We start from the raw sequence: 23,200 nt of genomic DNA, 5'->3' as shown, positions 1-23,200 counted from the left end.
CTCCAAAGCTTGATATAATTATTATAATTTTAATTTTTATAGGATGTGTTAACAAGTGATAAATAAACTTAAAACGTACCTTGAACTTATAAAGTTTTCTCACACGATTTTCGCCATACCTTTTGGTGTATCGTCTGTTTTCATCATTGAAAAAGGATTACCACAAGTAGAAAAAATTTTTTGGATTATACTTGCAATGGTTTTTGCAAGAACTGCTGGAATGGCTTTTAACAGGTATATAGACATCCCCATAGACAAGTTAAATCCAAGAACAAAAAACTGGCCATCGGCAAAAGGAGAAGTTAAACCTTGGGAGATGATGGCTCTTGGTTTGACAGCTTCTATTTTATTTATGTACACTGCCTACAAATTAAATATGCTTGCATTCTGGCTTTCACCTGTAGTTATTCTTTTACTTTTAATATACCCGGCTGGAAAGAGATTTACCCAGTATGTCCATCTTATACTGGGAGCTGTTTACTTTCTAATTCCTGTAGCTGTAAGTATAGCTCTTAAAGGTAGTGTAGAGTTATCGGCGATTACTTTAGGTGTTGCAATGGCGTTTTGGGTTGCAGGATTTGATATTCTTTATGCCCTTCAAGATTATGAGTTTGACAAATCGTTAGGTATATACTCAATACCTGCTAAGTACGGCATAAAAAAGTCTATCTTTATAGCAAGATTTTTTCACTTTTTAACATTTTTATTTATATTACTTACAGGTTTTTTTGCTGGTATGGGTTTGGTATACTACATAGGAATTTTTATTTTAGCTGGATTTTTAGTGTATGAGCATACATTGATAAAAGAGAGTGATTTATCTAAAATAAACAAGGCTTTTTTTACAGTTAATGGTTTTGTAAGTATAATATATATGGTATTTGTTATTTTAGATACTTACCTTGGAGGATTGTTATGGAAAATGTAATGGATATTATGAAGGTCTTACCTCACAGATACCCCTTTTTACTTGTTGATAGGATATTAGAGTTAGATGTTGAAAATATGAAGATAAAAGCATTAAAAAATGTAACTTACAATGAGCCTTTTTTTGTAGGACACTTTCCTGATAACCCTGTGATGCCCGGAGTTTTAATTATAGAGGCTATGGCTCAAGTTGGAGCCTACTTAATGTTAAAAAAGGCAAACATAACAAATGGGACCGTTTTATTTGCAAGTATAGAAGAAGCTAAGTTTAGAAAACCAGTAGTCCCGGGAGACCAAATTATTTTTGAAGTAGAAGGAATAAACATAAAAAGATCGATGGGAAAAATAAAAGCCGTTGCAAAAGTTGACGGGCAGGTTGTTTGTGAAGCAATCTTAATGGCAGCTGTTAAGTAAGGTAATGAACTTTAAAAAACTTTTTAATATACTTTTAAGTTTTTATCTGTTATTTGTAAACAGTCTTACACTAACACACTATCACGAAGATAACCATCCTCATCCTGACTGTCAAATCTGTGTACTACAACTAAACCAACAATCCCAAGACCCTAATGATTTAGGATTAGATTTTGAGATAGTAAAGTACCAAGAAAGTCATAAAGTTTTATCAACCCAAGTTTACATCTCAAAAATCATCCCAATAAACACTCTTCCAAGGTCTCCTCCTCTCTACTTATAAAAGTATTTACTTATTAGTTTTTTAACCTTTTAAAACCTAAAAACTTTAGAGAGAAGGTATAGACTATGAAGAAGTACTTATTAACAGCTTTAATACCTTTTACAGTAGCTACAGCTTCAGAGTTAGATGAGTTAAAAAAACAACTACAAGAACAACAACAGATAATCCAGCAGCTCCAAGAAAAAGTTAAGAAGCTTCAAGAAAACCAAGAGGTTTTAGAACAAACAAGGGAGAAGTTGAAAAATGTAGATGGAAGAGACCCAATTGAAAAGATACTTTCTAACCCATTCTCCCAAGCTAAGTTTGTTCCGGATATATCTTTACTTTTTGATTTTTCCTACGTAAGTAGAAATCTTACAGATGACGCTTATAAGTCTGTGATGATACCGGGATTTAATCACGGACTTTTCCACTCCCATGAAGGACATAAGGGAGAAGGCCCTTACAACGCCGAAAGAGGTTTTAACCTAAACTACACTCACCTTTCTATCGCTCAAACGGTAGACCCATACTTTGACTTGGTTGGCATATTCCACCTAAGAGAAGACGCATTTGAAATAGAAGAAGCATACATAAAAACAAGGCAGCTTCCATACAACTTAGGACTAAAACTTGGTAAGTTTTATAGTAGTTTTGGAAGGTTAAACCAGCAACACCATCACTACTGGGACTTTGTAGATGCACCCCTTGTGTACTATGCAATCTTTGGTCCTCACAACCTACTTGAAAAAGGAGCACAACTTACATGGCTTGCACCAACACCTTTCTACCTACAACTTGAACTTGAAGTTTTACAAGGAGATAACGAAAATAACTTCAACAGAAACGGCTTTACTGTAAATACGAAAAAAGATGGTACTGGTGATAATATTAAAATATCAGATACTAAAAAGCCAAACCTTTACACGTTTTTCATAAAACCATCCTTTGATATAGGTAATGTATCTATACTTACAGGTCTGTCTTACGCACAAGGTGGCACAAGAATAGACCACTTAGCAGATAAAGACCCTCACGCTTTATCCGGTACAACCAAAATCTACGGAGCTGACCTAACAGTTAGGTATAACATAGACTCTTACAGGTACATAACTTGGCAGTCAGAGTACTTATACAGAAAGTTTGACGGAAAAGTTTATAAGTATAATACAACAGGAGATTTAATCACACCTTCAAGGGAAAGTAAACAAAGTGGTTTTTACTCCCAAGTTGTCTATAAATTTGACCAAAGATGGAGAGCAGGTGCAAGGTATGACCTTATAAACAAAAACGATGTTTTTGTAAACGGAGTAAATAGTAATCTACCTAACAACCTTTACAGATACTCATTTATGATAGACTTTTTACCTTCAGAGTTTTCAAGGATAAGGCTGCAGTATAACTACGATAAAAGCCTGTTTACTGAAGACTTAAACAGAAAACTAAACCAAGAGATTATCATACAGTTCAACATCGCTATTGGAGCTCACGGAGCTCACGGATTTTAAAAAACTTTACAGGAGGTAAGGACAATGAAGAAGTTCTTATACATTTTTATCACTTTCTTACTAACTCTAAACATAGCAAACGCAAAAATGAAGATAGTTACAACTTATCCATACATAGCAAGTATTACCAAGGAAATAGTTCAGGATAAGGCTCAAGTTGATTATCTTGCTTTTGGCAATTTGGACCCTCACTTTGTAGTTCCAAAACCTTCTTTAACTGTAAAACTTAGAGATGCAGACCTTCTTATAATAAACGGAGCTTCCTTGGAAGTTGGCTGGCTTCCTCCACTTTTAAACCAAGCTAACAACGCTAAAATACAACCTTCATCATCTGCATTTTTAGACTTATTTCAGTTTGTGAAACTTATTGAAAAACCTGAGAATGTCTCAAGAGCTGCTGGTGATGTCCACCCGGAAGGAAACCCTCACTTTCACTTAGACCCTTACAACATCTTGGTAATATCAGACGTTATAACTGCTAAACTTTGTAAATTAGATACTAAAAACTGTCCGTCTTACGAAGAAAACAATAAAGCTTTTAAACAAAAATTCAAAGAAAAACTACAGCATTGGAACGAAAAACTTGCAAAAGTAAAAGGTATGAAGGTAGTTCAGTACCACAAACTTTATGACTACCTTTTAAACAGGTACCAAATTGTTGCAGTTGGTAGTATAGAACCTCTTCCTGGTATTCCTCCAACAGCAAGACACCTTGAAAAACTTATTGATACAATAAAAGTAGAAAAAGTAAGTCTTATACTACAAGATGTTTACCATCCTACAAAGCCAGCTCAATTTTTAAGTGAAAAATCAGGAGTAAAGTATGTGATACTTCCTCACGATGTTGGGTCATTACCTCAAGTAAAAGATATATTTACTTTATTTGATGAGATAGTAGAGAGGTTAACACAATGATTGAACTTCTTATACCACCTATTTTACTGAGTTTTGTTTTACTACTTATTCACTCTTACTACGGACTACAGATAATAAAAAGAAACATAATATTCACAGACTTAGCAATTGGACAGATGGCAGCTCTGGGAGTTGCCATCTCCCTTTACCTTTTTGGAGGAAAGTATTTATATCCAGTATCTCTACTTTTTGCAGTTTTTACAGCTCTCTTAATAGCTTATATAAACCACAAAGAGAAATCTCTCCAAGAAGCTTTTATAGGGTTAATCTATGCCCTTGGAATATCGGGAGTGTTTATAGTAATGTCAAAGTCTCCCCACGGATTAGAAGAGTTAAACAACCTACTTGCTTACGATATTCTCTTTACATCATATGGTGATATACTCAAAGTTTCTATTCTTTACTTATTTATAGGACTAGTTTTATACTTTTTTGTAAGAAAGATAGAAGGATTTTTAAAAGACGTTTTATTTTTTACAACCTTTGCAATAACACTAACCAGCTCTGTAAAACTGGCAGGAGTGTTAGTTGTCTTTTCAATACTTATAGCACCATCTTTAATAGCTTTAAAACTTTTTAATAAAAATCATATACTTTATGCTACTGCTGTAGGTTCATTACTAATATTAATATCTATAATACTATCTTACAACTTTGACCTACCAACAGGATACACTATAGTGTTTATAAATACATTATCAGCTTTAGCAACAATTTTATTCAAAAAATGATAAAATTACTTTATGAAACTATCAGTTTTAATTTTAACAAAAAACGAAGAGAGAAATATAGAAAGAGCAATAAGGAGCGTTTTAGGTATTGCCGATGAAATTATTGTTTTAGACAGTGGCTCTACAGATAAAACCGTTGAGATAGCAAAAAATTTGGGAACTACAGTTTTTTTCAGAGAGTTTGACGATTACACTTCTCAAAAAAATTATGGATTGAGTTTATGTAGTGGAGAATGGATTTTTGTTTTAGATGCAGATGAAGAACTTTCAAAAGAACTCCAAGAAAACATAAAAAGGGAACTTGAAAACCCTAAATATGAATGTTATGAGGTCCCAAGAAGAACTTACTACCTTGGTAGGTTTTTAAACTACGTATGGTACCCAGAGTATAGAAAAAGACTATTTAAGAAGGGAAAAGTAAGATATGAAGGGAAAATCCACGAAGAAGTTTTATGCCAAGGAAAAGTTGGAAGGTTAGAAGGAGACCTTTACCACTACTCTTACAAAGACCTTTACCACCAGTTTATCAAAACCATAGATTATGCCAAAAAAATGGCACAGGTTATGCACTCTCAAGGTAAAAAGTTTAAACTTTATAAACTCATACTAAATCCATTTATTATATTCTTTAAACTTTACTTTTTTAAACTTGGATTTTTAGAAGGTACAAGGGGATTTATAATAGCCTTTTCGGGATTTTTATACGTCTTTTTAAAATATGCTTTTCTATACGAACTTGAGCTTAAAGAAAAGTATAAAGATAAACTCTGGCTTTAAACTATTTTCAACAATACAACTGTTTTAACTCCTTTATCATCTTTTACAGTTATGATTAAATTCAGACTTGCATATTTATAAAAGTATTATTATATTATTTTACAATAATAGACTAAAAATACGGAGGAATAGAATGTTTAGTGAAAATCTACTTGACAGAAAATCAAGGGAACTTTTAGAGACAGCCAAGAGTATTGCCAGTAAAAACCAAGATTCAATGGTTGACACAGACCATCTACTAATGGCGTTTATCTCAAAAGAAGATAACCCTCTTGTAAAGATAATAGAAAAAAGAGGGATAGACACAAAATCTTTAAAAGAGAACATAACAAACTACATTCAAGACTTGTACTCACAGATAAACAAAGCCGTGTCTGAGTACACAGACTACATTAAAAACCTATACTCTCAACTATCTCAAGTAAGAACTCAAGCCCTTGAAATCTACAGAGAGTTAAAAGAAATAAAAGCTCAAAAAGAAAGATTAAAAAGAGAGCTATCTTACGAATCAAGCTTTTTCTTTGGTGGAGGGTCAAGGTTAGAGTTAGAGAGACTTTCTATATACGAAAAACAACTTGAGTCTAACCTTAACTCTCTAAAGTCTCAACTTATTCAACTAACAGACCCTCAAACAGCTGATAGATTTTTATCCGGAGATTTAAACTTACTATCTTTCATCTACAAAGTTATAGAAAACAGCTCTCTTATAAAACAGATAGATGACCTTGGATTTTCAAAAGATAGATTTGTAGAAAAAATAGTAGAAAACGTAGTAGGTTCAAAAACTCAAAAACAGTACGCATCTAAACTTATAAAAGTGTTAGAAAATGCCGAAAAAATAGCGTTTAACAGTGGTTCTACCGTTGTAAGTCCATCACATATTGCAACGGCTTTAATAGAATCAAAAGACACAATAGCTGGAAAAGTTTTAAATGAAATACTAAATTTTGATAAAAAAGAAGGAGGAAAAGAAAAGATGGAAGGAAAAAACATCCAACAAGAAATGGCAGAAGAGGAAAAATCTGCATTAGAAAAATTTACAGTAGATTTAACAAAGGCAGCAAAAGAAGGTAAACTCGACCCTGTTATAGGAAGAGAGAGAGAAATCCAGCAAGTAATAGAGATACTACTTAGAAGAACTAAAAACAACCCAGTACTCATTGGAGAGGCAGGAGTAGGTAAAACCGCTATAGTAGAAGGATTGGCTCAAAAGATAGTCAATAAAGAAGTTCCGGAAGAGTTACAAAACAAAAGAATCTTATCTTTAGATCTAGGTGCTTTGGTAGCAGGAACAAAGTACAGAGGTGAGTTTGAAGAAAGAATGAAATCACTTTTAGACGAGTTAAAGAAGGACCCTAATATAATCCTATTTATAGACGAACTTCATACAATCGTTGGAGCTGGTAAAGGAGAAGGTGCCTCAGATGCAGGACAACTTCTAAAACCAGCACTAGCAAGAGGAGAGATAAGGGTAATAGGTGCAACTACACTAGATGAATATAGAAAGTATATAGAAAAAGACCCTGCATTAGAAAGAAGATTCCAACCTGTTTACGTAGAAGAACCTGACATAGATACAACTATAGAAATACTTAAAGCTTTAAGACCAAGACTTGAAAAACACCATAACGTAAAAATAAGTGATAAAGCTATAGAAGCAGCTGCAAAACTTACAGGAAGGTACATACCTGCAAGAAAATTCCCAGACAAAGCAATAGACGCGTTAGACCAAGCTTGTGCAAGGAAGAAGCTAAAGCTTGTTTACGCATCACCAGAGGTTATAGAACTTGAAAGAAAAATAAAGATGTTAGATGAACAGATAGTTCAGGCATCTTTAGATGGAAATTATGAAAAAGAAGCAAAACTTAAGATAGAAAAAGCAAACCTTGAAAAACAACTAAAAGACCTAAAGGCCAAATCCTCAAACGAAAAAGCCAAGTTAGAAGAGCTTGAAAGACAGCTTCAAGAAGTAGAAAAACAGATAGAATTTTACAGCCAAAAAGGAGACTACGAAAAAGAAGCTGAGTACAAGATTAAAAAGGCTCAAATAGAAAAAGAGATAAAAGCATTACAGCAAAAGTTAGCAGAATCAGTTGTAGTAACAGAAAATGATGTTGCAGAGGTTGTAGCAGAATGGACAGGTATACCTATATCTAAGATGAAAGAAGAAGAAATGGAAAGACTACTCCACCTTGAAGAAGAAATGCATAAAAGACTAATAGACCAAGAACACGCAGTAAAATTAGTAGCTGAAGCGATAAGAAGAGCAAGGGCAGGACTGTCAGACCCAAGAAAACCACTTGCATCATTTATGTTCCTTGGACCTACAGGAGTAGGTAAAACAGAACTTGCAAAAACCTTAGCAGAGCTACTATTTGACGACGAAGATGCAATGATAAGGTTAGATATGTCAGAGTTTAAAGAAGAACACTCTGTTGCAAAACTAATCGGAGCTCCTCCGGGATACGTAGGTTACGAAGAAGGAGGAAAACTAACAGAAGCTGTAAGGAGAAGACCTTACTCTGTAATACTCTTAGATGAGATAGAAAAAGCACATCCAAGAGTGTTTGATTTATTCTTACAAGTTTTAGATGATGGAAGACTAACAGACTCACAAGGAAGAACTGTAAACTTTAGAAACACTGTTATAATAATGACTTCAAACATAGGAAGCCAGTATCTAACAATAATACCAGTTGACGCTCCAGAAGATGTTATAGAAAAAGAGTTTGAAATAGCAAAGCAAAAAGTTTTAGAAGAAGTTAAACACTACTTCAGACCAGAGTTTTTAAACAGGATAGATGAGATAATTGTATTTAAACCTCTATTCAAGAAAGATATAATCCAGATAATAGACTTGATGATAAACGCTCTAAACAAAAGACTACACGACAGAAACATAAAAGTAGAACTTACAGACAAAGCAAAAGAAGTTCTAATAAAACTTGGATACGATCCTGTTTACGGTGCAAGACCTATGAGAAGAGCTATCCAAAAGTACATAGAAACTCCACTTTCTGAAAAAATACTAAGAAGAGAAATAAAAGAAGGAGACACTGTTATAATTGATGCAGAAGGAGATAATTTAACATTCTCAGTTAAACAGTAAAGATTTACAAGAGCCCTTAAACGGGCTCTTTTTTAAAAGAAAACACAAAAACAATTAAAAATCCAACTATAAAAGACAACTCCAAAAGAAAAAAAGATAAGAGTTTTACGGCAGAAAAAACTTCACTTACGTACCTTATAAGAAGACCTGATAAATTGTCTATAAAACTACTTATAAATCCAAAAACACCTAAAATAAGACTTAAAGTTTTGTTAAATGAAGTAAAAAACAGAAGGTGAATTAAAGTAAATGAAATTAAAGCTAGTGGAATTAAGTGAGGATAGAAAACTTTAAAGACACCCTCTAAAGTTTTAGGTTTTGTATAAAGCTCTTGACTACCTAAATAGTAAGTTTTAACACACTCTACACAGAATCCTATTTTATTATAAAAAAGAAGTACATTTAACAAAAAAAATACAATAATACCAAAACTAAAAAGAGCAATGTTTAATTTTAATAGTTTTAAATTTGGGTTAGAGTTTATTTTTAGAAGACCATAAATAGACATAAACAACGACAAACCAACAAAAAACTGGAACGCTAAGAATAAAACAGGTTTTAAAATTAAAATATTTTCCAAGTAGTACACAATCAAATCACTAATACTATATAAAAGCCCACTAATAGAAGTAGCAACAATAATAAACAGTTTTATAGAAGGTTTATAGTTAAAGATGTTAAATATTGACAGAATTATAAATACAAGGAAGCTATTGATAAACAAGTTTATATGAACGTTTTCAATAACTTGTTTTATTGAAATCTTTTCTGGAAAATCAACGTCAGTAAAGTAATACTTAAAAAGAGATTCATAACCAAAACCAAAGTTTATATAGTAGTATAAAAATCCACTTAACCAAAATAAAAGAGCAAAAATCAAAAATCCCCACAGGCCAAAATAAACACCTTTATTTTTTCGAACATTTCCAGTTATTACAAATTTCATTTTTCATCTCCCACCAAAACCTTCCAAATTGCCAAGGCAAGTCTTGCATAGTCTGTTACAGCTTTTGAAGTTAACGTAGCACCAGATACGTTAGGAATATCAGACCTTGTTTTTATACTATCTTTATCTAACGACTTTCCTTTGAAATTTTTAAACCAATTTTCTTCGGGAAGATACTCAAGAGGCTCACCAAAATAAAGAACTTCAACAACATCCAACTTTCCGTCTGGTGTTATGGTATAAAGTACAATCTCTGGTTTTGTTCTAACTGTGTGTACATCCACATAACCATATGCTAAAATCTTTCCGTCTTTCTTAACTATATATAATGAGACTAATCTAGAGTCAAATTTTATCTTTGATAACTGTCTTATTTTCTCTACCTGCTGGGGTGATAAAGTAAAGTTTTTAACTTCAACAGTAGAGCCCGGATATATTCTTATTAACACATCTTCAGGCTTTTTACCACTTGCATAACTAAACAACGCTACAACCAAAATCAGTATTAAAAATCTTTTTAACATTTTATCCTCTACAATTTTTTCTAAAATTATACCCCCTCCCTCAACTCTTTCCATAATTTAAAACATAAATCCAAGAGTAAATCTATACTCATTTTCATCTTTCTTGTTTGGACTGTAATTCAACCTTACATAATCAGCTTTCAATGCAACTAGAGGATGTGGTTTGTAAGAGAAACCAAAATTATAAACGTTTAGCTTGTGTCCGTTTGGTTTTGTAAAGCCTGCTGGAACACTTTTATGAGTATTTAGATATTCATAGTTTCCAAAAAGATAAAACTCTTGCATCGTATCTAACTTAAACAGTCTTAAGATATCGTATGCAACTTGGAAGTAAAAACCTTCTTGTTTGGAAGGAAATCTTGTTATACCTAAATCATTTCCTATTTTTTTGGCATCATCTATCTTAACTGATGCACCTACAAATCTAACATCCCATCCTTTATCCTGATACCAAAGGTGAGGAGATATTATAGTAATATTTCCAATATCTGTTCCTCTTCTAAGACCTAATGCACTATCGCTTCCCCCTTTACTCTGTACATCTCCAGTCCAGAATGACATTCCTACTTTAACTTTATCAAATAAGTTGTAATCTAACCTTCCTGTAAAACCAACCTTTTCAGATACTGCTCTTGCACCTCTCTGGATTAAATTTTTAAGTGGTTGTGTATCACTATAACCACCGTTACCTTTTATCATTAATCCGTTAGTTATATAGAATTTGTATTCTAAATTGTTAATTTTACCGTATATACCTGCACCCATCTCATCCCAAGTTGATAAAAGTATTCTAGTCTCCAGAAAAGGTCTCTGAGCAGTCGGAAAAGTTGGAGGTTCGTGATATTCATTTATTATTCCAACAGGCATTAGTAGTAAACCACCCCTTACACCAAACTCAGGTCTAAAATTATAGTCTAAAAACGCAAACTCAGTCTTAAAGTATCCTCCTCCTGTTCCATGACTACCACTTGTAGAAGAATGTTCAAGTTCAAGTTCAGAGTTAAATTTTAATTTCTCGTTAAAAGCATATCCTAAATATATTATAAATCTTTGCATGTCAGCAATACTCTTTGCTCCGTCTCTGGCATTAACATCGTTGTGAACAAAGGTTAATTCTCCATAACCGCCTATAGAAATGCCCTTTGGATTAAACATTGCCTTTGAAGCTGCAGGACCAAGACCGTAGTAAGACTTGTTTTCAAACTCTGGCATAGCAAATTCAAGTCTAAGCTTTCTAATCTCTTCCTTTAATGCTTCCGTCTCTTGCTTTGTCTCAGAAGCCGTTTTTTGAGCTTCTTTTAACTCTTGTATCTGCTGTTGAAGTAGTTTTATCTGCTCTTCTAACATTTTTATTTTTTCATCGTTGTTTGCATAAGAAGAGACAGATATACCGGCTATTAAACCCATAACTGCAAGTTTTTTATACATCTTACATAACCTCCTAAATTCATTTTTAAAAATTATATTATATTGAGACTAAATCTCATATGATTTTTTGAGATAAGCGGTCATATAGAAACTATGATTTAGATAATAGTTTAAAAAGGTTTGAAGGTTAGATATTCAAAGTATTCAAGAAGCTTCTTATTAAACTCTACTCTACCATCTTGATATATTATCAAATATCCAAACGTTACATTTTCTAAAAACTTTTTTCTTTCCTTTTCATTCATTGCAAATATTCCTGTGCTTATTGCATCTGTAAAACTACACTCTTCATAAACTACAGAAACTTGTAGTATATCAGTTTTTTTACCTATTATATGGTTTTGAAAGTAATTTCCTGACGTAGAGAGGCAAAAGTCTCTCTTATTTAAACCTACAGCAACAACTGATTTATCAATAGGGTTGTATATACCAATATTTCTTTGATGACCCCAAACTTTTAAATCTCCAGCAATAGCAATAAAGCCTTTACTGGTAGATATTTTTTCATATGCTTTTTCAATGGCAAAACCTTTCCCTATTCCCCCTAAATCAATAGCCATATACTTTTTCTTTAGAAAAACTGTATTTTGTTTATAATCTAATACTATATTATTACAGTTTACTAACTTTTCAGCCGTTTTTCTATCTATCATCTTTAGTCTACGATGGTTTATCGTTATAGAACCAACAGTTATATCAAAGGCACCTTTAGTTAATTTACAAATCTCCATAGATTTTTTTATGACTTCAAAAGTTATAGGACTAACCTTTACCGGTCTTTTTCCTGCCATCTTGTTAATTAAAGATATTTCAGAATCATCTTTGTAATCGGACAAAAGGTCTTCTATCTCTCTTAGATATCTATAAGTTTCGTAAATTTTTTGTTCATCTTCTAAATCTATGATTGCATATGTTCCCATTAAATTAAACACCTTTTCCTCAGCTTTAGAAAAAGTGTATGATAAAATCAAGAAAAAAAGAAGCATTAATCTAGTCATATCAAGCCTTCAAAGGTTGCTATAACTGGAGCGTGGTCTGATGGTTTTGGGTCTCTTCTTCTACGTGGCCACAAATCAACTTCTACATCTTTTAAATACTTTACTAAAGGTTTAGATATAAGAATATAATCAATTCTCATTCCTTCATTTTTCCATATAGCTCCACCTATATAATCCCACCATGTAAATTGAATTTTATCAGGGTAAAGGAATCTAAAAGAATCTATAAATCCTAAATCTAAAAGATTTCTTAACAGTTCTCTTTCTTCTGGCATCGTACCAATAGAATCTTTCAGTAAAATTGGGTCGTATACATCTTTATCTTCTAACGCTATGTTTAAATCTCCAAGTAGAATTACTTTTTGATTGTTAACATCAAAATTTTCTTTAAGGAAAGAGATAAAATGTTTATACCAATCTAACTTATAATAATACTTTTCTCCCCCTCTTAAATCTCCGTGAGGTGCATAAGTGTTTATTATGTAAACATCGTTTATTTTAGTTATCAACACCCTTTTTTGATTATCAAAGTAGTCGTGGTTTAATCCATCTAAGACTCTATCCATAGGAAATTTTGATAAAGTTGCAACTCCGTTATATGCTTTTTGACCTAAAACTTCCTGATAAATAAATCCAACACTTCTAAACTCATCAAAAGGAAAGTTTTTTTCTTCTACCTTTATCTCTTGAAAGCATAAAACATCTATATCATAGTTCCTATGTTTTAGCCATTGTAAAACTAAATCTTTTCTGGCTTTAATTGAGTTTAGATTAAAAGTACATATCTTCATTCTTGCCCTTTAGAGATATTATTCCACATTTTATACATCCCTACAGCAAATATTATTAACACAGATAACCAAACTAAAAATAGTGCTATGTATCCGGATTTAGCAATAATCTTTTCTACTGTTAGTCCACCGTACTTAACTAAAAGTGTTATTGATATGACAACTGCTAAAGCTGCTATTAAAGAGTATCTCATTACCTTAATATTCCACGCAAGAGCAATACCTACTAACAAGAAAAATATTAATCCCAATGCAAGAATGTTTTGAATTATAAACTCCATAGCTTCTCACTTTCCTTTTTCAGTTTATTATCTATTATTATAATACTTTTAGTAGTATAAACGATACTTTATATAAGTATTAAAATACTTATCAGTTGTTCCTTTAAAACCTTTAAAATAATTAAAACCTACACTTAAGTTATCTTGTCTGAAAAAAGTTCCGCCAAATCCTCCACCAGATCCATATCCAACGCCAGTAACATCGTTATAACTTAAATCGACGCTTAAAAACGGTCTAAAAACTCTTACATAAGAGTTATCATTTTCATAACCAAATAAAAATCCAACCCCAATTTGATTGTAAGTGGATGGTAAAACTTTAGGGTTTGGATACGGAGATATTTTTTCTATACTTCCTTTGTATCCATCCTTTTCATTGTAAATACCGTGGGAAGTATACAATCTAAATGTATAATCAGGGTATCCTACTCTCAATTTGTAGTATAACTCTTCATAAATATTAAAAGACGTTCCTATTTTAACTTTATCTGAAGAGTAGTACTGATTATAAGAAGGATTTATAAAATAACTTAATCTATTGTTAAAGTTATAAGTCAAACTTAATCCAAATCTATTTTTCATTCCACCGTAAAGTAAATAAAGTGTGTCATCAGCAGGAAGATTTAAACCTACTCTTGAACCTAAATTCAATCTATTATAGATATATTGAGTGTAATCAATATCTATATAAGGATTAGAATTAACTGTATCTAAAACCCCAATACTTATAGTTAATTTTCCATTATAAAAGGTTTTTTGTAAACCTATGCTAAAATCTTTTCTCCCACTTGTATTAATAAGTCCTGAAGCCAGTTTTTGTATGTCAGAATTACTGTATCTTATAAATACTTTAACATTTTCTGTTATATCTTTATATAAATATATATCTTCTTCTACTGCACTAACATTTCCCCTTTCTGTATAAGAAACTTTAGATTCAAATTTAGATACATTTTCAACAATTAAATCCCTCTGTTGTTTATATAGAAGATAATCATCTGGATTTTCCTCCAATCCTTTGTACCCATACTCCATAGCTTTTTGAATTTCCCCCGTTCTTCTCAATGCTTCTACTCTATCTCTTATAGGTAGAACATCAATATAATCTTCTAACAGCTTTTGTTGCCAGTAGCTATCATCCATCCACAGTGCTAAATTCAGCTTCATCCAAGGTCTTAAAGAGTATCGATGTTTCCTCATTAAAAATTCTACTTTATTTTGATTTTCCAACATGAATTGATAAGATAAATATATATCTTGATACACATCAGGATGGAGCTTAGCTTTAGCAATTTCTAACATCTCATTAAACTTTCTTGAGTTTGTGAATTCCATTGCTACCTTTAAATAGTTTTCTAATTCTTCATCTGTATAGTTACCACTATCTATTTTTTTGTGTAAGTATTTGTATATTTTGTATTTCAAATACAAGCTTTGTTCAAATTTTCCGTAAAGATTTAATACATCGGCAAATAAAACAAGCTCACTAAGATTTTTACTCTCTCTTAAATTAGACAATAAGTGTAAAGCTTTCTTTCCATTTTGTAGGAAAAGATATAAAAATCCAAACTCTTTTCTTAAATAATTTTCGTATTTAGAATATTTTCTAACAAGAAACTTTGCCAAATTTTGATCTGATGTGTCTATAGCAGTGTATATAAGTTCTGATAGTAGTGTAGGACTGAAATTTTTATCTAATACAGTGGAAACCAAGTTTAATACCTTTTCTTTCTCACCAATTTTTAAAAGGCTATTTATATATCTGGAAAAAACTAAAATAGATTGGGATGGCTGAATTTTTTCTTTTTCTACAAAATCTACTATCTTTTTATAATCTTTAAGTCTAAATAAGCTTTCTATATAACCTTCTAATAAAATTTGAGCTTTATATTTTTCATACCCTTCGTAAGCAAACTTTTGAGATAATTTATAATTTTGTTTATAAAAGTAATAAGTGTAAAGCCTTATAAAATCTTGTAAAGAGGCTTTATTCATTTGGTATAGTTTAGTTGAAGCATAAACAGATGTATCAAAATCTTTTAAAGCCCAAGCTAAATTTGATAAAGTTTCAAGGTATTCTACTTTGAGATTTTCGTCATCTCCTCCACTAATTTTATCCAAGAAACTTTTCAAAACTTTGTAAGATTCTTGAAATCTTCTATTTGAATATAAAATATTTGAATAGAGAAGGACATCTCTTAAGTTAGGACTATGGTTTTCTATAAGTATTTTTCCATACTGTAAAGCATCTTTTACATCTCCGTAATTGTACAGTAAAAATACTAAGTTATAAAGTATTTCTTTATCTTTTTCTTTGTTGTAAAGCTCTTTTAAGATTGAAATAAGTTCTTTTATATCACCTGCGTTATAGTATATGTAGTAAATATTTTTAAAATCCCTATACTTTCCAGATTTTATGTCTTCTTCAATAAGTTGCTTTGCTATATCGAACCTGTTTACAGCTATAGCTAAGTTTACAAGGTCTTTTTTTACACTTTCATCTTTAGTTAATTGAAATAGTTTTAAGTAGGCTTGTAAACCTTCCTCTGGTTTTTTATTCCATATAGCTATCTGCCCAAGCATTTTTAACCAGTAAGGGTCGTTAGGATAGAGTTCAGCAGCTTTTTTGGCTACTTCGTATGCATTTTCTAAGTCTTGATTTCCTAAAAATGTTTGAACTAAAAGTTTTAAAAGCTCATTGTCTTTAAAAGTCAGCTTTTTCTCAGTTGTTTTTTTTACAGGTTTTATATCTTCTTCATAATTATTATTCTCTTTAACATTTTCTTCTAATTTTATATCATTTTTATCTTTTTGTAGCTCTTTACCTTCTATTACTATATCTTCAATCTCTGTAGCAAAAACTGGCGTTATAAGTAATGTACTTAACATTAACCTTTTCATCTAAAACCCTCTTTGCTTTATTTCTAAAGCAACTTTATGAGCAAATTTTGGGTCCCCTGTAGCTAAAGCTGTCTTTAATATGAATTTTGCCATTTCTGGGTCATTTAAAAAGTCCTTATAGTAAGTATCAAGAAATGTTTTTAAATCGTCATATCTTTTACTCCAAAGCAAGATTTCAAGGGACTTTTTAAAGTATTCTTTCCTTTTATTTAAGCTCTTTTCTAATAAGAACACTTCTTTATAAGTATTAAAAGCATTTGAAAAATCTTTTTGAGATAAGTAAACATTTGCCATCAAATCAAGCCATTTACTTTTATTTAAAGTATCAGTTTTGTACATATCTTTAATAAGACTTAAAGCAGAATTATAATCTTTTATGTACAAGTAAAGGTCAACTAACTTCTTGTAGTAATTAAAAGAGTTTTTAACATCTATAAGAGCTATCTCCTTTAGTGCTTTAGATGCAGAATTATAATCTTTTATTGCAATGGATATGTTGTAATACTCATTGAGCCATTTTAGACTGTTGTCTTTATCTACTTTTGATAATCTATAGGAGAGATTTTGTGCATCTTTATAATGCTGGGTAGCTAACGCTTGAGTATATGCCTGCTTTAACCAAAATATATCATCTTTTTTTATACTTACAGCTTTCATGGCAGTTTTATACGCTATATCCACAAATGCCATTGAAAGTGATTCATTGTATATACTTTTTAAAGTATTTAAGTCTGTAGTAGAGTTTAAACTATCTAATAAAATATTGTGCATTGATTGGATTAGTTCTTTTTGTCTTTCTACAGATGTATTTTTAGAAAAGTATTCCACTTTTAATATTTTATAACTCAAAATTTTTGCTTTAGACCTTATTTCAGGATTACTGTCTGACTCTAAATTCTTCAGTATAGTAAGAGCCTTTTCCTTATAACCAAGGTTTATGTATCTTTCGGCAAGCAATAATCTCAAATTATCGTCATCAGTTATCCTTACTAAATTTTCAAGATAGATGTTAGATAAATCTATGTTTGTATCTTCTTGAAAGATTAACTTTTCAATTTTACCTTTTGGAAATATTGCCACAGAAAGCACTACAACTATTAAAACAAATCCAAAAATCTCCTTATAGGAAAAAATCTCTTTAGTTGCAGTAGGCTTCCACATAGGCTTCTTTTTCTCTTTTAAATCTATATTCATGGATATGTTTAGCTCCAGATTCCAAAGAATAATTTTTAGGTTCTATACTTACTTTACAGTTTCGGTTAAAAATCCTAAACTCTAAAGGAAGATAACTTTTTAAACGAATTTTTACTTTATCTGCTTCTACTTTAAAATCTTCTATTTGACCGTTAGAATCTATTAAATAAAAGTTTGGCAGTGTATCACTATAGCTTAATTTGTAATCTCCTGAGTTATCTAAATGAATGTAAGTACTATCATTAATTTTTTTAAATCCAACTACACCTTTACTATTAAAAATATCAACTTTAACATCTTTATCCAATCTTACTGTCCTAAGATTACCTTCACCTCTGATTATAATAGAATCATCTCGTATATCTCTACATATAGCAGTGTTTCTAAATTCTAAAACTCTTTGATCATACTCTGATAAAAACATAGGATTTACCTCTTGAGACAAAGCATAGCTGTATACTTCATCTAAAGCTTTTAGTGATAAAAGTTTTTGTCCAGAATAAAAGTGGTAGTATATAAATATTGGTTTAAACCTATAAGGTTTATCTGTAAGTTTATATGCACTTATAACATTTATATAACCGTAGTAATCTTTCCATAAGTCTGTATAAATATTCTCATTTTGGATAGGAGCGTAGATTTGAAAATACTCATCTCTATTTAATCCCATAGGTCCTATATAACTAAAAAACGGATTTTTAGAGTCTATTACAGTATCACCACCGTTTGTGTTGTATATTCCCAGTTTATATGTTAATTTAATTGCTTCTTCACTTGGAACACAATCACCTGTCCACAAAAAAACTTTAACTTTTTTATCCTTTGGAGCTAATTTTTCGTTAATGTAATTAACAGAACCTATTATTTCTCTTTCCAAGGAAAAAGTATAACCTTTTATTGGTAAGCTATATCCTTCTGTATTATTCTTATTTCGTGATAATTCTTCTATTTTTCTCCATTCAAAAGGATGGGAAAAAGAATGGCTTGCTATTTCTACATTATCTAATTTAAATATAGATCTTGCCACTTCTTCTAATCGCTTACTTTTTTCAGAATAAAGACCTTCTGGGGATATCTCTCCTTCTATTATTGAGACTGTATGTGGGATGTTATATTTTTTTATAATTTTATCTCTTATAATCTCTCCAACTGTTTTAGAAGGCTCAAAGTCTGCCACACCAAAAAAAGCATCTCCATCAATGTGAGCTGTAAGTATTCTTCTTCCGTTTTCAGTTGTTATATCTAAAGCTGGAAAATCAGGATTAAAAATGTCTCTAAATACTTTTACAGGGTCAAAAACAAACAGTTCATTTTTACCAAAAATTCTTAAAAAACTTCCTTCTAAAGCATACCCTCCCCACTTTGTAATTGCAAAAGGAACAAACGCCTTACTGTTAACTTTAATAGTCAAAACTGGATTTCCTTCTTTCACATTAACTAATGGAATACTATCAAAATCAGGTTCTATTTCAAAGTAGTTGTATCTTTTCTCTAATATATCAGCTTTATCAAATGTAGACTTAATTCCATAATAGTTAATTCCTAAAAGACTTAATAAATCTTCAGAAACTGGAAAGTAGTCAAGGAAAAAAACTTTTATTCCATCGTCAATCTGTTTTTTTACCCAATCAATAAACCGTTTTTCATTTTCTACTTTAGAAAGTCTTATTAAAACTCCTGCATATTCATCAGCTAAGAATCTAGCCGGTAATCCTTTTTGTATATCCTGCAGTACTGGAATGTATCCTAAATATTCTACATATAACTGGTATAATCTATGGATAGTTGAATAGGCTACATCATTTTCCTTAGAGTCATAAAACATAAGTACCTTTCTTGGTATTAGTTGATATATACTTGTCCCAACTGTTTGTAAATTTTTGTCTGCTACATATGGAATAAACCCAAGTTGGTATATTTTTTGAGCTACTTCCTTTGCCAGTTTTTTATTTTTAGGGTCTACATAATCAATTACTATTACTATAAAACCCAAATTTTTAATTTGACTAAGCTTATCTAAAAGCCACTGAGTGTCCTCTTTACTCATTTTTTTATACTTCATACTTTTTACATCAATTCCATAAAAAAGACTTTCTGCAACAAACCCATCTACGATTCCTACGACCTTATCTGCTATCTCAAAGCCTCTATTTACTAAAATAGTTTTATTTGAATACTTCTTTCTTATTTCTTTTAAAAAATCTATCATGGAATCTTCGTAAGATTTAAACTCCTGAGGTTTTAAAACTTGTTGATAACTGTCTAACGTATCAAAGAATATACCATCAAATCTATCAAGATTTTTAATTACCTTCTCTATTAAAAATTTTTGATATTCTTTATTTCTTATATCAGCAATGTATGTTTTCCAAGCCTTGTTTTCTCCTAAAATCCAATCCTTTTTTATCTCTTTATAATAACTTCTATAAGGCTCTATCTCTCCAAGGGATACGTAAGCTATAAGTTTAGCTTTTCTATTTTTAATGTAAAACTTTTCATCAAACTTCTCCCAAGAAAAGTTATCAGGGTCTACAACAAGCCAATCATAAAGATAAAAAGCCTCTTCTGGTGGTTCTCTGTATATAAAACCAACTGCAATATCTTTTCCATAAGATTTTGAAAATAATCCCATATAAAAACTAAACAAACATAAAAGTCCTATAATGAACCTCATTTAAGAACCTCCTAAGCAGTATAATAGCAACAACATTACTAACAAGTAGTGAAAACACAAAACCATATCCGTAGTAGTAAGGTCCTAAATAAATAGTGATTAAAGAAAAAATAAAGTTTGAAACAGCAAATATTAACGAAGAAATCATAGATTCTATCCTTCTGTCAAAATAATTTAAAAGAGCCAAAATAGACATAAATACAAGCTGAAGGTAAGTACCAAGCATAAGTATATGTAATAAAGGAATGTAAAGTAAAGATATTTTAAATAAACTAAGTAAAAATTTATCAAAGAGTAAAAATATTACAAATGCTATTCCTTGAATTCTCATCGTATCCAATATAACATTCCTTGCAGAGAGGATCATCTCATCTCCGTATTCGAATATTTTCGGTAAAGTAGCCCCTTCTCTAACAGACCTATAATATCTATCGTAATACTCTGCAAACTCAACTTCTAATTTTAAGAAAAATATTGCCATCCCCGGAGCTATTGATATATAAGCCAAAAACATAGGTATATCGTAAACCAAAGAAGATTTAATAGGTCCCAAAACTTCAATACTTGTAAAAGGTGTAAACCAAAACACAAATTTATCAACCCATACCCCAAGGTTATAAAAAAATCCTGAGAATATTAAAGATATATAGATTTGACTTTTGTCAAAGAAATCAAATCTAAGCAAATTATCAGAATCATGATTTTTAATCATATAACTTACTAACATTAAGAAAAGTATAGACTGTCCTAAAAAGAATGAAAACATCACTCCATTTAATCCAAATTTTACCAATAATAGCGAAAGTATTAAAAAAGTTAAGTAGCCTACCGCAAAAGATAAAACTATAAATTTATAGCTTTTTAGACTACTTAATACAATGTTTATAATCCATATACCACAAAATAACGTAAAGTTAAAAGAAAATAGAATAATAAAAAGAGAACCTTGATCCTTAAAAGAAAATATACTGAATAAAAGTGAGAGTATAAAGCCTATTCCCATATTGAGAATCATATTACCTAATAGATTTGGAAGAACTAAGTTATATCTCCTTTCAAAGATTCTATCAGCTATAAACCTTGTAATCATTAGTTGGGAAAATCCAGTTAAAATTAGACTAAATGCTACAAGGTAAGTTACTATAACTTGAAATTGTATAATTATCTTTCTATCATTAACAATAGGACTTAATAAATAGTAAGATGAAATTAAAGTTATAATTGATATTAAATAAGGACCTGCACTTAAAATTGTTGAATATCCAAAAGCTTTTGCAATAGAACCTAAAGTTCTTTCTCTTAAGACTTTTCTTAGTTCAAAGCTTATACCTGCCATCTTTCTCTCATCTCAGCATAAATCTTTCTATAATTATTCAGAAATTGATCTTTAGTATAGAAAGTGTTTACCCTTTTTATTGCAGCTTCTTGACAAGATTGCCAAAAATTTTCATCTTCTAAAAGTTTTATATACGCCTGTGCTAACTTCTCAGGATTGGCTATAGGAACAACTTCCCCCGCTTTTCCTATCTTAATATCTTCATCATTTAAACCACCGTATATAAGCTGTCTACAGGACCCAACATCTGTTGCTACACATGGAACTCCAGCTGCAAAACCCTCTAAAACAACCAAAGGCATACCTTCACTTATTGAAGTAAGGGTCAATATTCCTGTTTTTGGGAAAATATCCTTTGGATTTTGAAAACCAAGAAACTTTACGTTATTTTCTAGCTTAAAAGTTTCTACAAGATTTAAACACTCATTATAATAATCAGGGTCTTCATCGGTAGGACCTACTATCCATCCTTCCACATCGGGAATTTTATTACTTACAATCCTCATAGCTTTTATAAACGTTTTAACGTCTTTTATAGGAACAACCCTACCTAAAAGAGTTATCACTTTAGGAATATAGTTAGGTCTTTGTTTTAAAACTTTTGAATATCCTTCAACATCAACTCCATTTGGAACAATTATACACTTATCAGGGTCAGCTCCATACGATATTTGAATTTCCCTTGCGGTAGAAAAAAGAGATATAATCAAATTACTTGCCTTATAGATAAATCTTCCAATACTTTCAAAAAATCTTATCCAAAGATTTCTTATATGGTCAAGCTCTCCTATATCCTTTTGGAAAAATAACCTTTTATCAACAAGCCAATCTGTATTTAATAGATCTATTTTTCTTTCTCTTGTATAGATTCCGTGTTCAGTTAATATAAATGGCTTTTTCCTATCATAGGAAAGTAATGATGCCAAAAATCCTGCATAACCTGTTGAAGGACTATGAACTATATCAAAGTTTGGAACTTTTTTTGCTAAATTAGCTATAACAAAAATAGGTGCGTGAATATTCCTTATAGTCCAAAAATAATCAATAAAAGGACTTTCTATTGCATAGTTAGAATACATGTTTGTAATAAAATTCCAAGATTCCTTACTATATAAAAAAATTTCTTTAGTTATCTCATCTGTATAAAAAGATAGAGATTTAAGTTTATCTGGAAATTCAGATTGTGTAAGATGATATTCCTTGAACCATTTATGAAGAAACTCAAGATAAGAAAAAGCCTCTTTTTTGGCTTTTACAGTTCTAGGAAACGTATCTTCATAATTAAAAAGATAATCTACAGACAAATACACAAGATTATTTGGAAGTTTATACTTTATCTCTCCATAGTCTTCTGGTCTACTTCCTAAAAATACAACACCAAAATTCAAATCTGAAAGACCATTTATCAAGTCATGAATCCACGTAGATACTCCACCTCGTATATATGGATAAGTTCCTTCAGCTATTAATAGCACATCTATTTT

At 30.9% G+C, this 23,200-nt stretch carries 19 protein-coding genes; 8 read left to right on the top strand and 11 right to left on the bottom strand.

Annotated elements, in window-relative coordinates:
- Positions 1 to 55: 55 nt before the first annotated feature.
- The 8 genes from SULAZ_RS04545 to SULAZ_RS04510 all read left to right on the top strand — a co-directional run bounded on the left by SULAZ_RS04545 (position 56) and on the right by SULAZ_RS04510 (position 8,643).
- Entirely contained in the window at positions 56 to 928 is an 873-nt protein-coding gene (locus SULAZ_RS04545) for a UbiA-like polyprenyltransferase (RefSeq protein WP_012674055.1), read from the top strand.
- Positions 916 to 1,341 (top strand): 3-hydroxyacyl-ACP dehydratase FabZ, encoded by a 426-nt coding sequence (fabZ, locus tag SULAZ_RS04540; RefSeq protein ID WP_012674057.1) that lies wholly within the window; start codon positions 916 to 918, stop codon positions 1,339 to 1,341. The genes SULAZ_RS04545 and fabZ overlap by 13 nt, the downstream gene beginning before the upstream one ends.
- Before the next feature lie 4 nt (positions 1,342 to 1,345).
- Positions 1,346 to 1,624 (top strand): hypothetical protein, encoded by a 279-nt coding sequence (locus SULAZ_RS04535; RefSeq protein ID WP_012674734.1) that lies wholly within the window; start codon positions 1,346 to 1,348, stop codon positions 1,622 to 1,624.
- Between the two features lie 65 nt (positions 1,625 to 1,689).
- Complete coding sequence (locus SULAZ_RS04530; protein WP_012674569.1) at positions 1,690 to 3,111, top strand: TonB-dependent receptor; 1,422 nt, start codon at positions 1,690 to 1,692, stop codon at positions 3,109 to 3,111.
- Positions 3,112 to 3,135: 24 nt separating this feature from the next.
- The gene (locus SULAZ_RS04525) at positions 3,136 to 4,026 is read left to right on the top strand and encodes a metal ABC transporter substrate-binding protein (RefSeq protein ID WP_012673622.1); all 891 of its coding nucleotides are present in this window, start codon (positions 3,136 to 3,138) and stop codon (positions 4,024 to 4,026) included.
- A complete protein-coding gene (locus tag SULAZ_RS04520) occupies positions 4,023 to 4,757 on the top strand; it encodes a metal ABC transporter permease (protein ID WP_012674050.1) in 735 nt (244 codons plus the stop codon). The genes SULAZ_RS04525 and SULAZ_RS04520 overlap by 4 nt, the downstream gene beginning before the upstream one ends.
- 12 nt (positions 4,758 to 4,769) lie before the next feature.
- Positions 4,770 to 5,534 (top strand): glycosyltransferase family 2 protein, encoded by a 765-nt coding sequence (locus tag SULAZ_RS04515; protein ID WP_012674797.1) that lies wholly within the window; start codon positions 4,770 to 4,772, stop codon positions 5,532 to 5,534.
- Positions 5,535 to 5,667: 133 nt separating this feature from the next.
- Positions 5,668 to 8,643: an AAA family ATPase gene (locus tag SULAZ_RS04510; RefSeq protein WP_012674646.1), complete on the top strand. Its 2,976-nt coding sequence runs from the start codon at positions 5,668 to 5,670 to the stop codon at positions 8,641 to 8,643.
- 16 nt (positions 8,644 to 8,659) lie between these two features.
- Here the strand turns inward: SULAZ_RS04510 and SULAZ_RS04505 are convergent, their stop codons facing one another.
- The 11 genes from SULAZ_RS04505 to pelF all read right to left on the bottom strand — a co-directional run bounded on the left by SULAZ_RS04505 (position 8,660) and on the right by pelF (position 23,191).
- Positions 8,660 to 9,589 carry a hypothetical protein gene (locus SULAZ_RS04505; RefSeq protein WP_012674058.1) on the bottom strand — a complete coding sequence of 310 codons (930 nt, stop codon included), beginning with the start codon at positions 9,587 to 9,589 and terminating at the stop codon, positions 8,660 to 8,662.
- Entirely contained in the window at positions 9,586 to 10,167 is a 582-nt protein-coding gene (locus tag SULAZ_RS04500) for an FMN-binding protein (RefSeq protein ID WP_012673689.1), read from the bottom strand. The genes SULAZ_RS04505 and SULAZ_RS04500 overlap by 4 nt, the downstream gene beginning before the upstream one ends.
- Before the next feature lie 3 nt (positions 10,168 to 10,170).
- Positions 10,171 to 11,541, bottom strand: a complete 1,371-nt coding sequence (locus SULAZ_RS04495; RefSeq protein ID WP_012673501.1) for a FlxA-like family protein — start codon at positions 11,539 to 11,541, stop codon at positions 10,171 to 10,173.
- A 110-nt stretch (positions 11,542 to 11,651) separates the two neighbouring features.
- The gene (locus SULAZ_RS04490; protein ID WP_012673531.1) at positions 11,652 to 12,539 is read right to left on the bottom strand and encodes an FAD:protein FMN transferase; all 888 of its coding nucleotides are present in this window, start codon (positions 12,537 to 12,539) and stop codon (positions 11,652 to 11,654) included.
- Positions 12,536 to 13,330 (bottom strand): exodeoxyribonuclease III, encoded by a 795-nt coding sequence (gene xth / locus SULAZ_RS04485; protein WP_012674190.1) that lies wholly within the window; start codon positions 13,328 to 13,330, stop codon positions 12,536 to 12,538. The genes SULAZ_RS04490 and xth overlap by 4 nt, the downstream gene beginning before the upstream one ends.
- Positions 13,327 to 13,611, bottom strand: a complete 285-nt coding sequence (locus SULAZ_RS04480; RefSeq protein WP_012675022.1) for a hypothetical protein — start codon at positions 13,609 to 13,611, stop codon at positions 13,327 to 13,329. Before SULAZ_RS04480 ends, xth begins: the two co-directional genes overlap by 4 nt.
- Positions 13,612 to 13,659: 48 nt before the next feature.
- Positions 13,660 to 16,512 (bottom strand): tetratricopeptide repeat protein, encoded by a 2,853-nt coding sequence (locus SULAZ_RS04475; RefSeq protein WP_012674023.1) that lies wholly within the window; start codon positions 16,510 to 16,512, stop codon positions 13,660 to 13,662.
- On the bottom strand, positions 16,513 to 17,706 hold the full coding sequence (locus SULAZ_RS04470; RefSeq protein WP_041675830.1) for a tetratricopeptide repeat protein: 1,194 nt from the start codon (positions 17,704 to 17,706) through the stop codon (positions 16,513 to 16,515).
- Positions 17,651 to 20,380 (bottom strand): bifunctional glycoside hydrolase/polysaccharide deacetylase family protein, encoded by a 2,730-nt coding sequence (locus tag SULAZ_RS04465; RefSeq protein WP_012673627.1) that lies wholly within the window; start codon positions 20,378 to 20,380, stop codon positions 17,651 to 17,653. Before SULAZ_RS04465 ends, SULAZ_RS04470 begins: the two co-directional genes overlap by 56 nt.
- Complete coding sequence (gene pelG, locus SULAZ_RS04460; protein ID WP_012674602.1) at positions 20,346 to 21,716, bottom strand: exopolysaccharide Pel transporter PelG; 1,371 nt, start codon at positions 21,714 to 21,716, stop codon at positions 20,346 to 20,348. The genes SULAZ_RS04465 and pelG overlap by 35 nt, the downstream gene beginning before the upstream one ends.
- Positions 21,704 to 23,191, bottom strand: a complete 1,488-nt coding sequence (gene pelF / locus SULAZ_RS04455) for a GT4 family glycosyltransferase PelF (protein ID WP_012674722.1) — start codon at positions 23,189 to 23,191, stop codon at positions 21,704 to 21,706. Before pelF ends, pelG begins: the two co-directional genes overlap by 13 nt.
- Between the last annotated feature and the right edge of the window lie 9 nt (positions 23,192 to 23,200).

Source organism: Sulfurihydrogenibium azorense Az-Fu1, from assembly GCF_000021545.1.
GTDB lineage: Bacteria > Aquificota > Aquificia > Aquificales > Hydrogenothermaceae > Sulfurihydrogenibium > Sulfurihydrogenibium azorense.
This window is presented reverse-complemented; position numbering and strand designations above follow the sequence as displayed.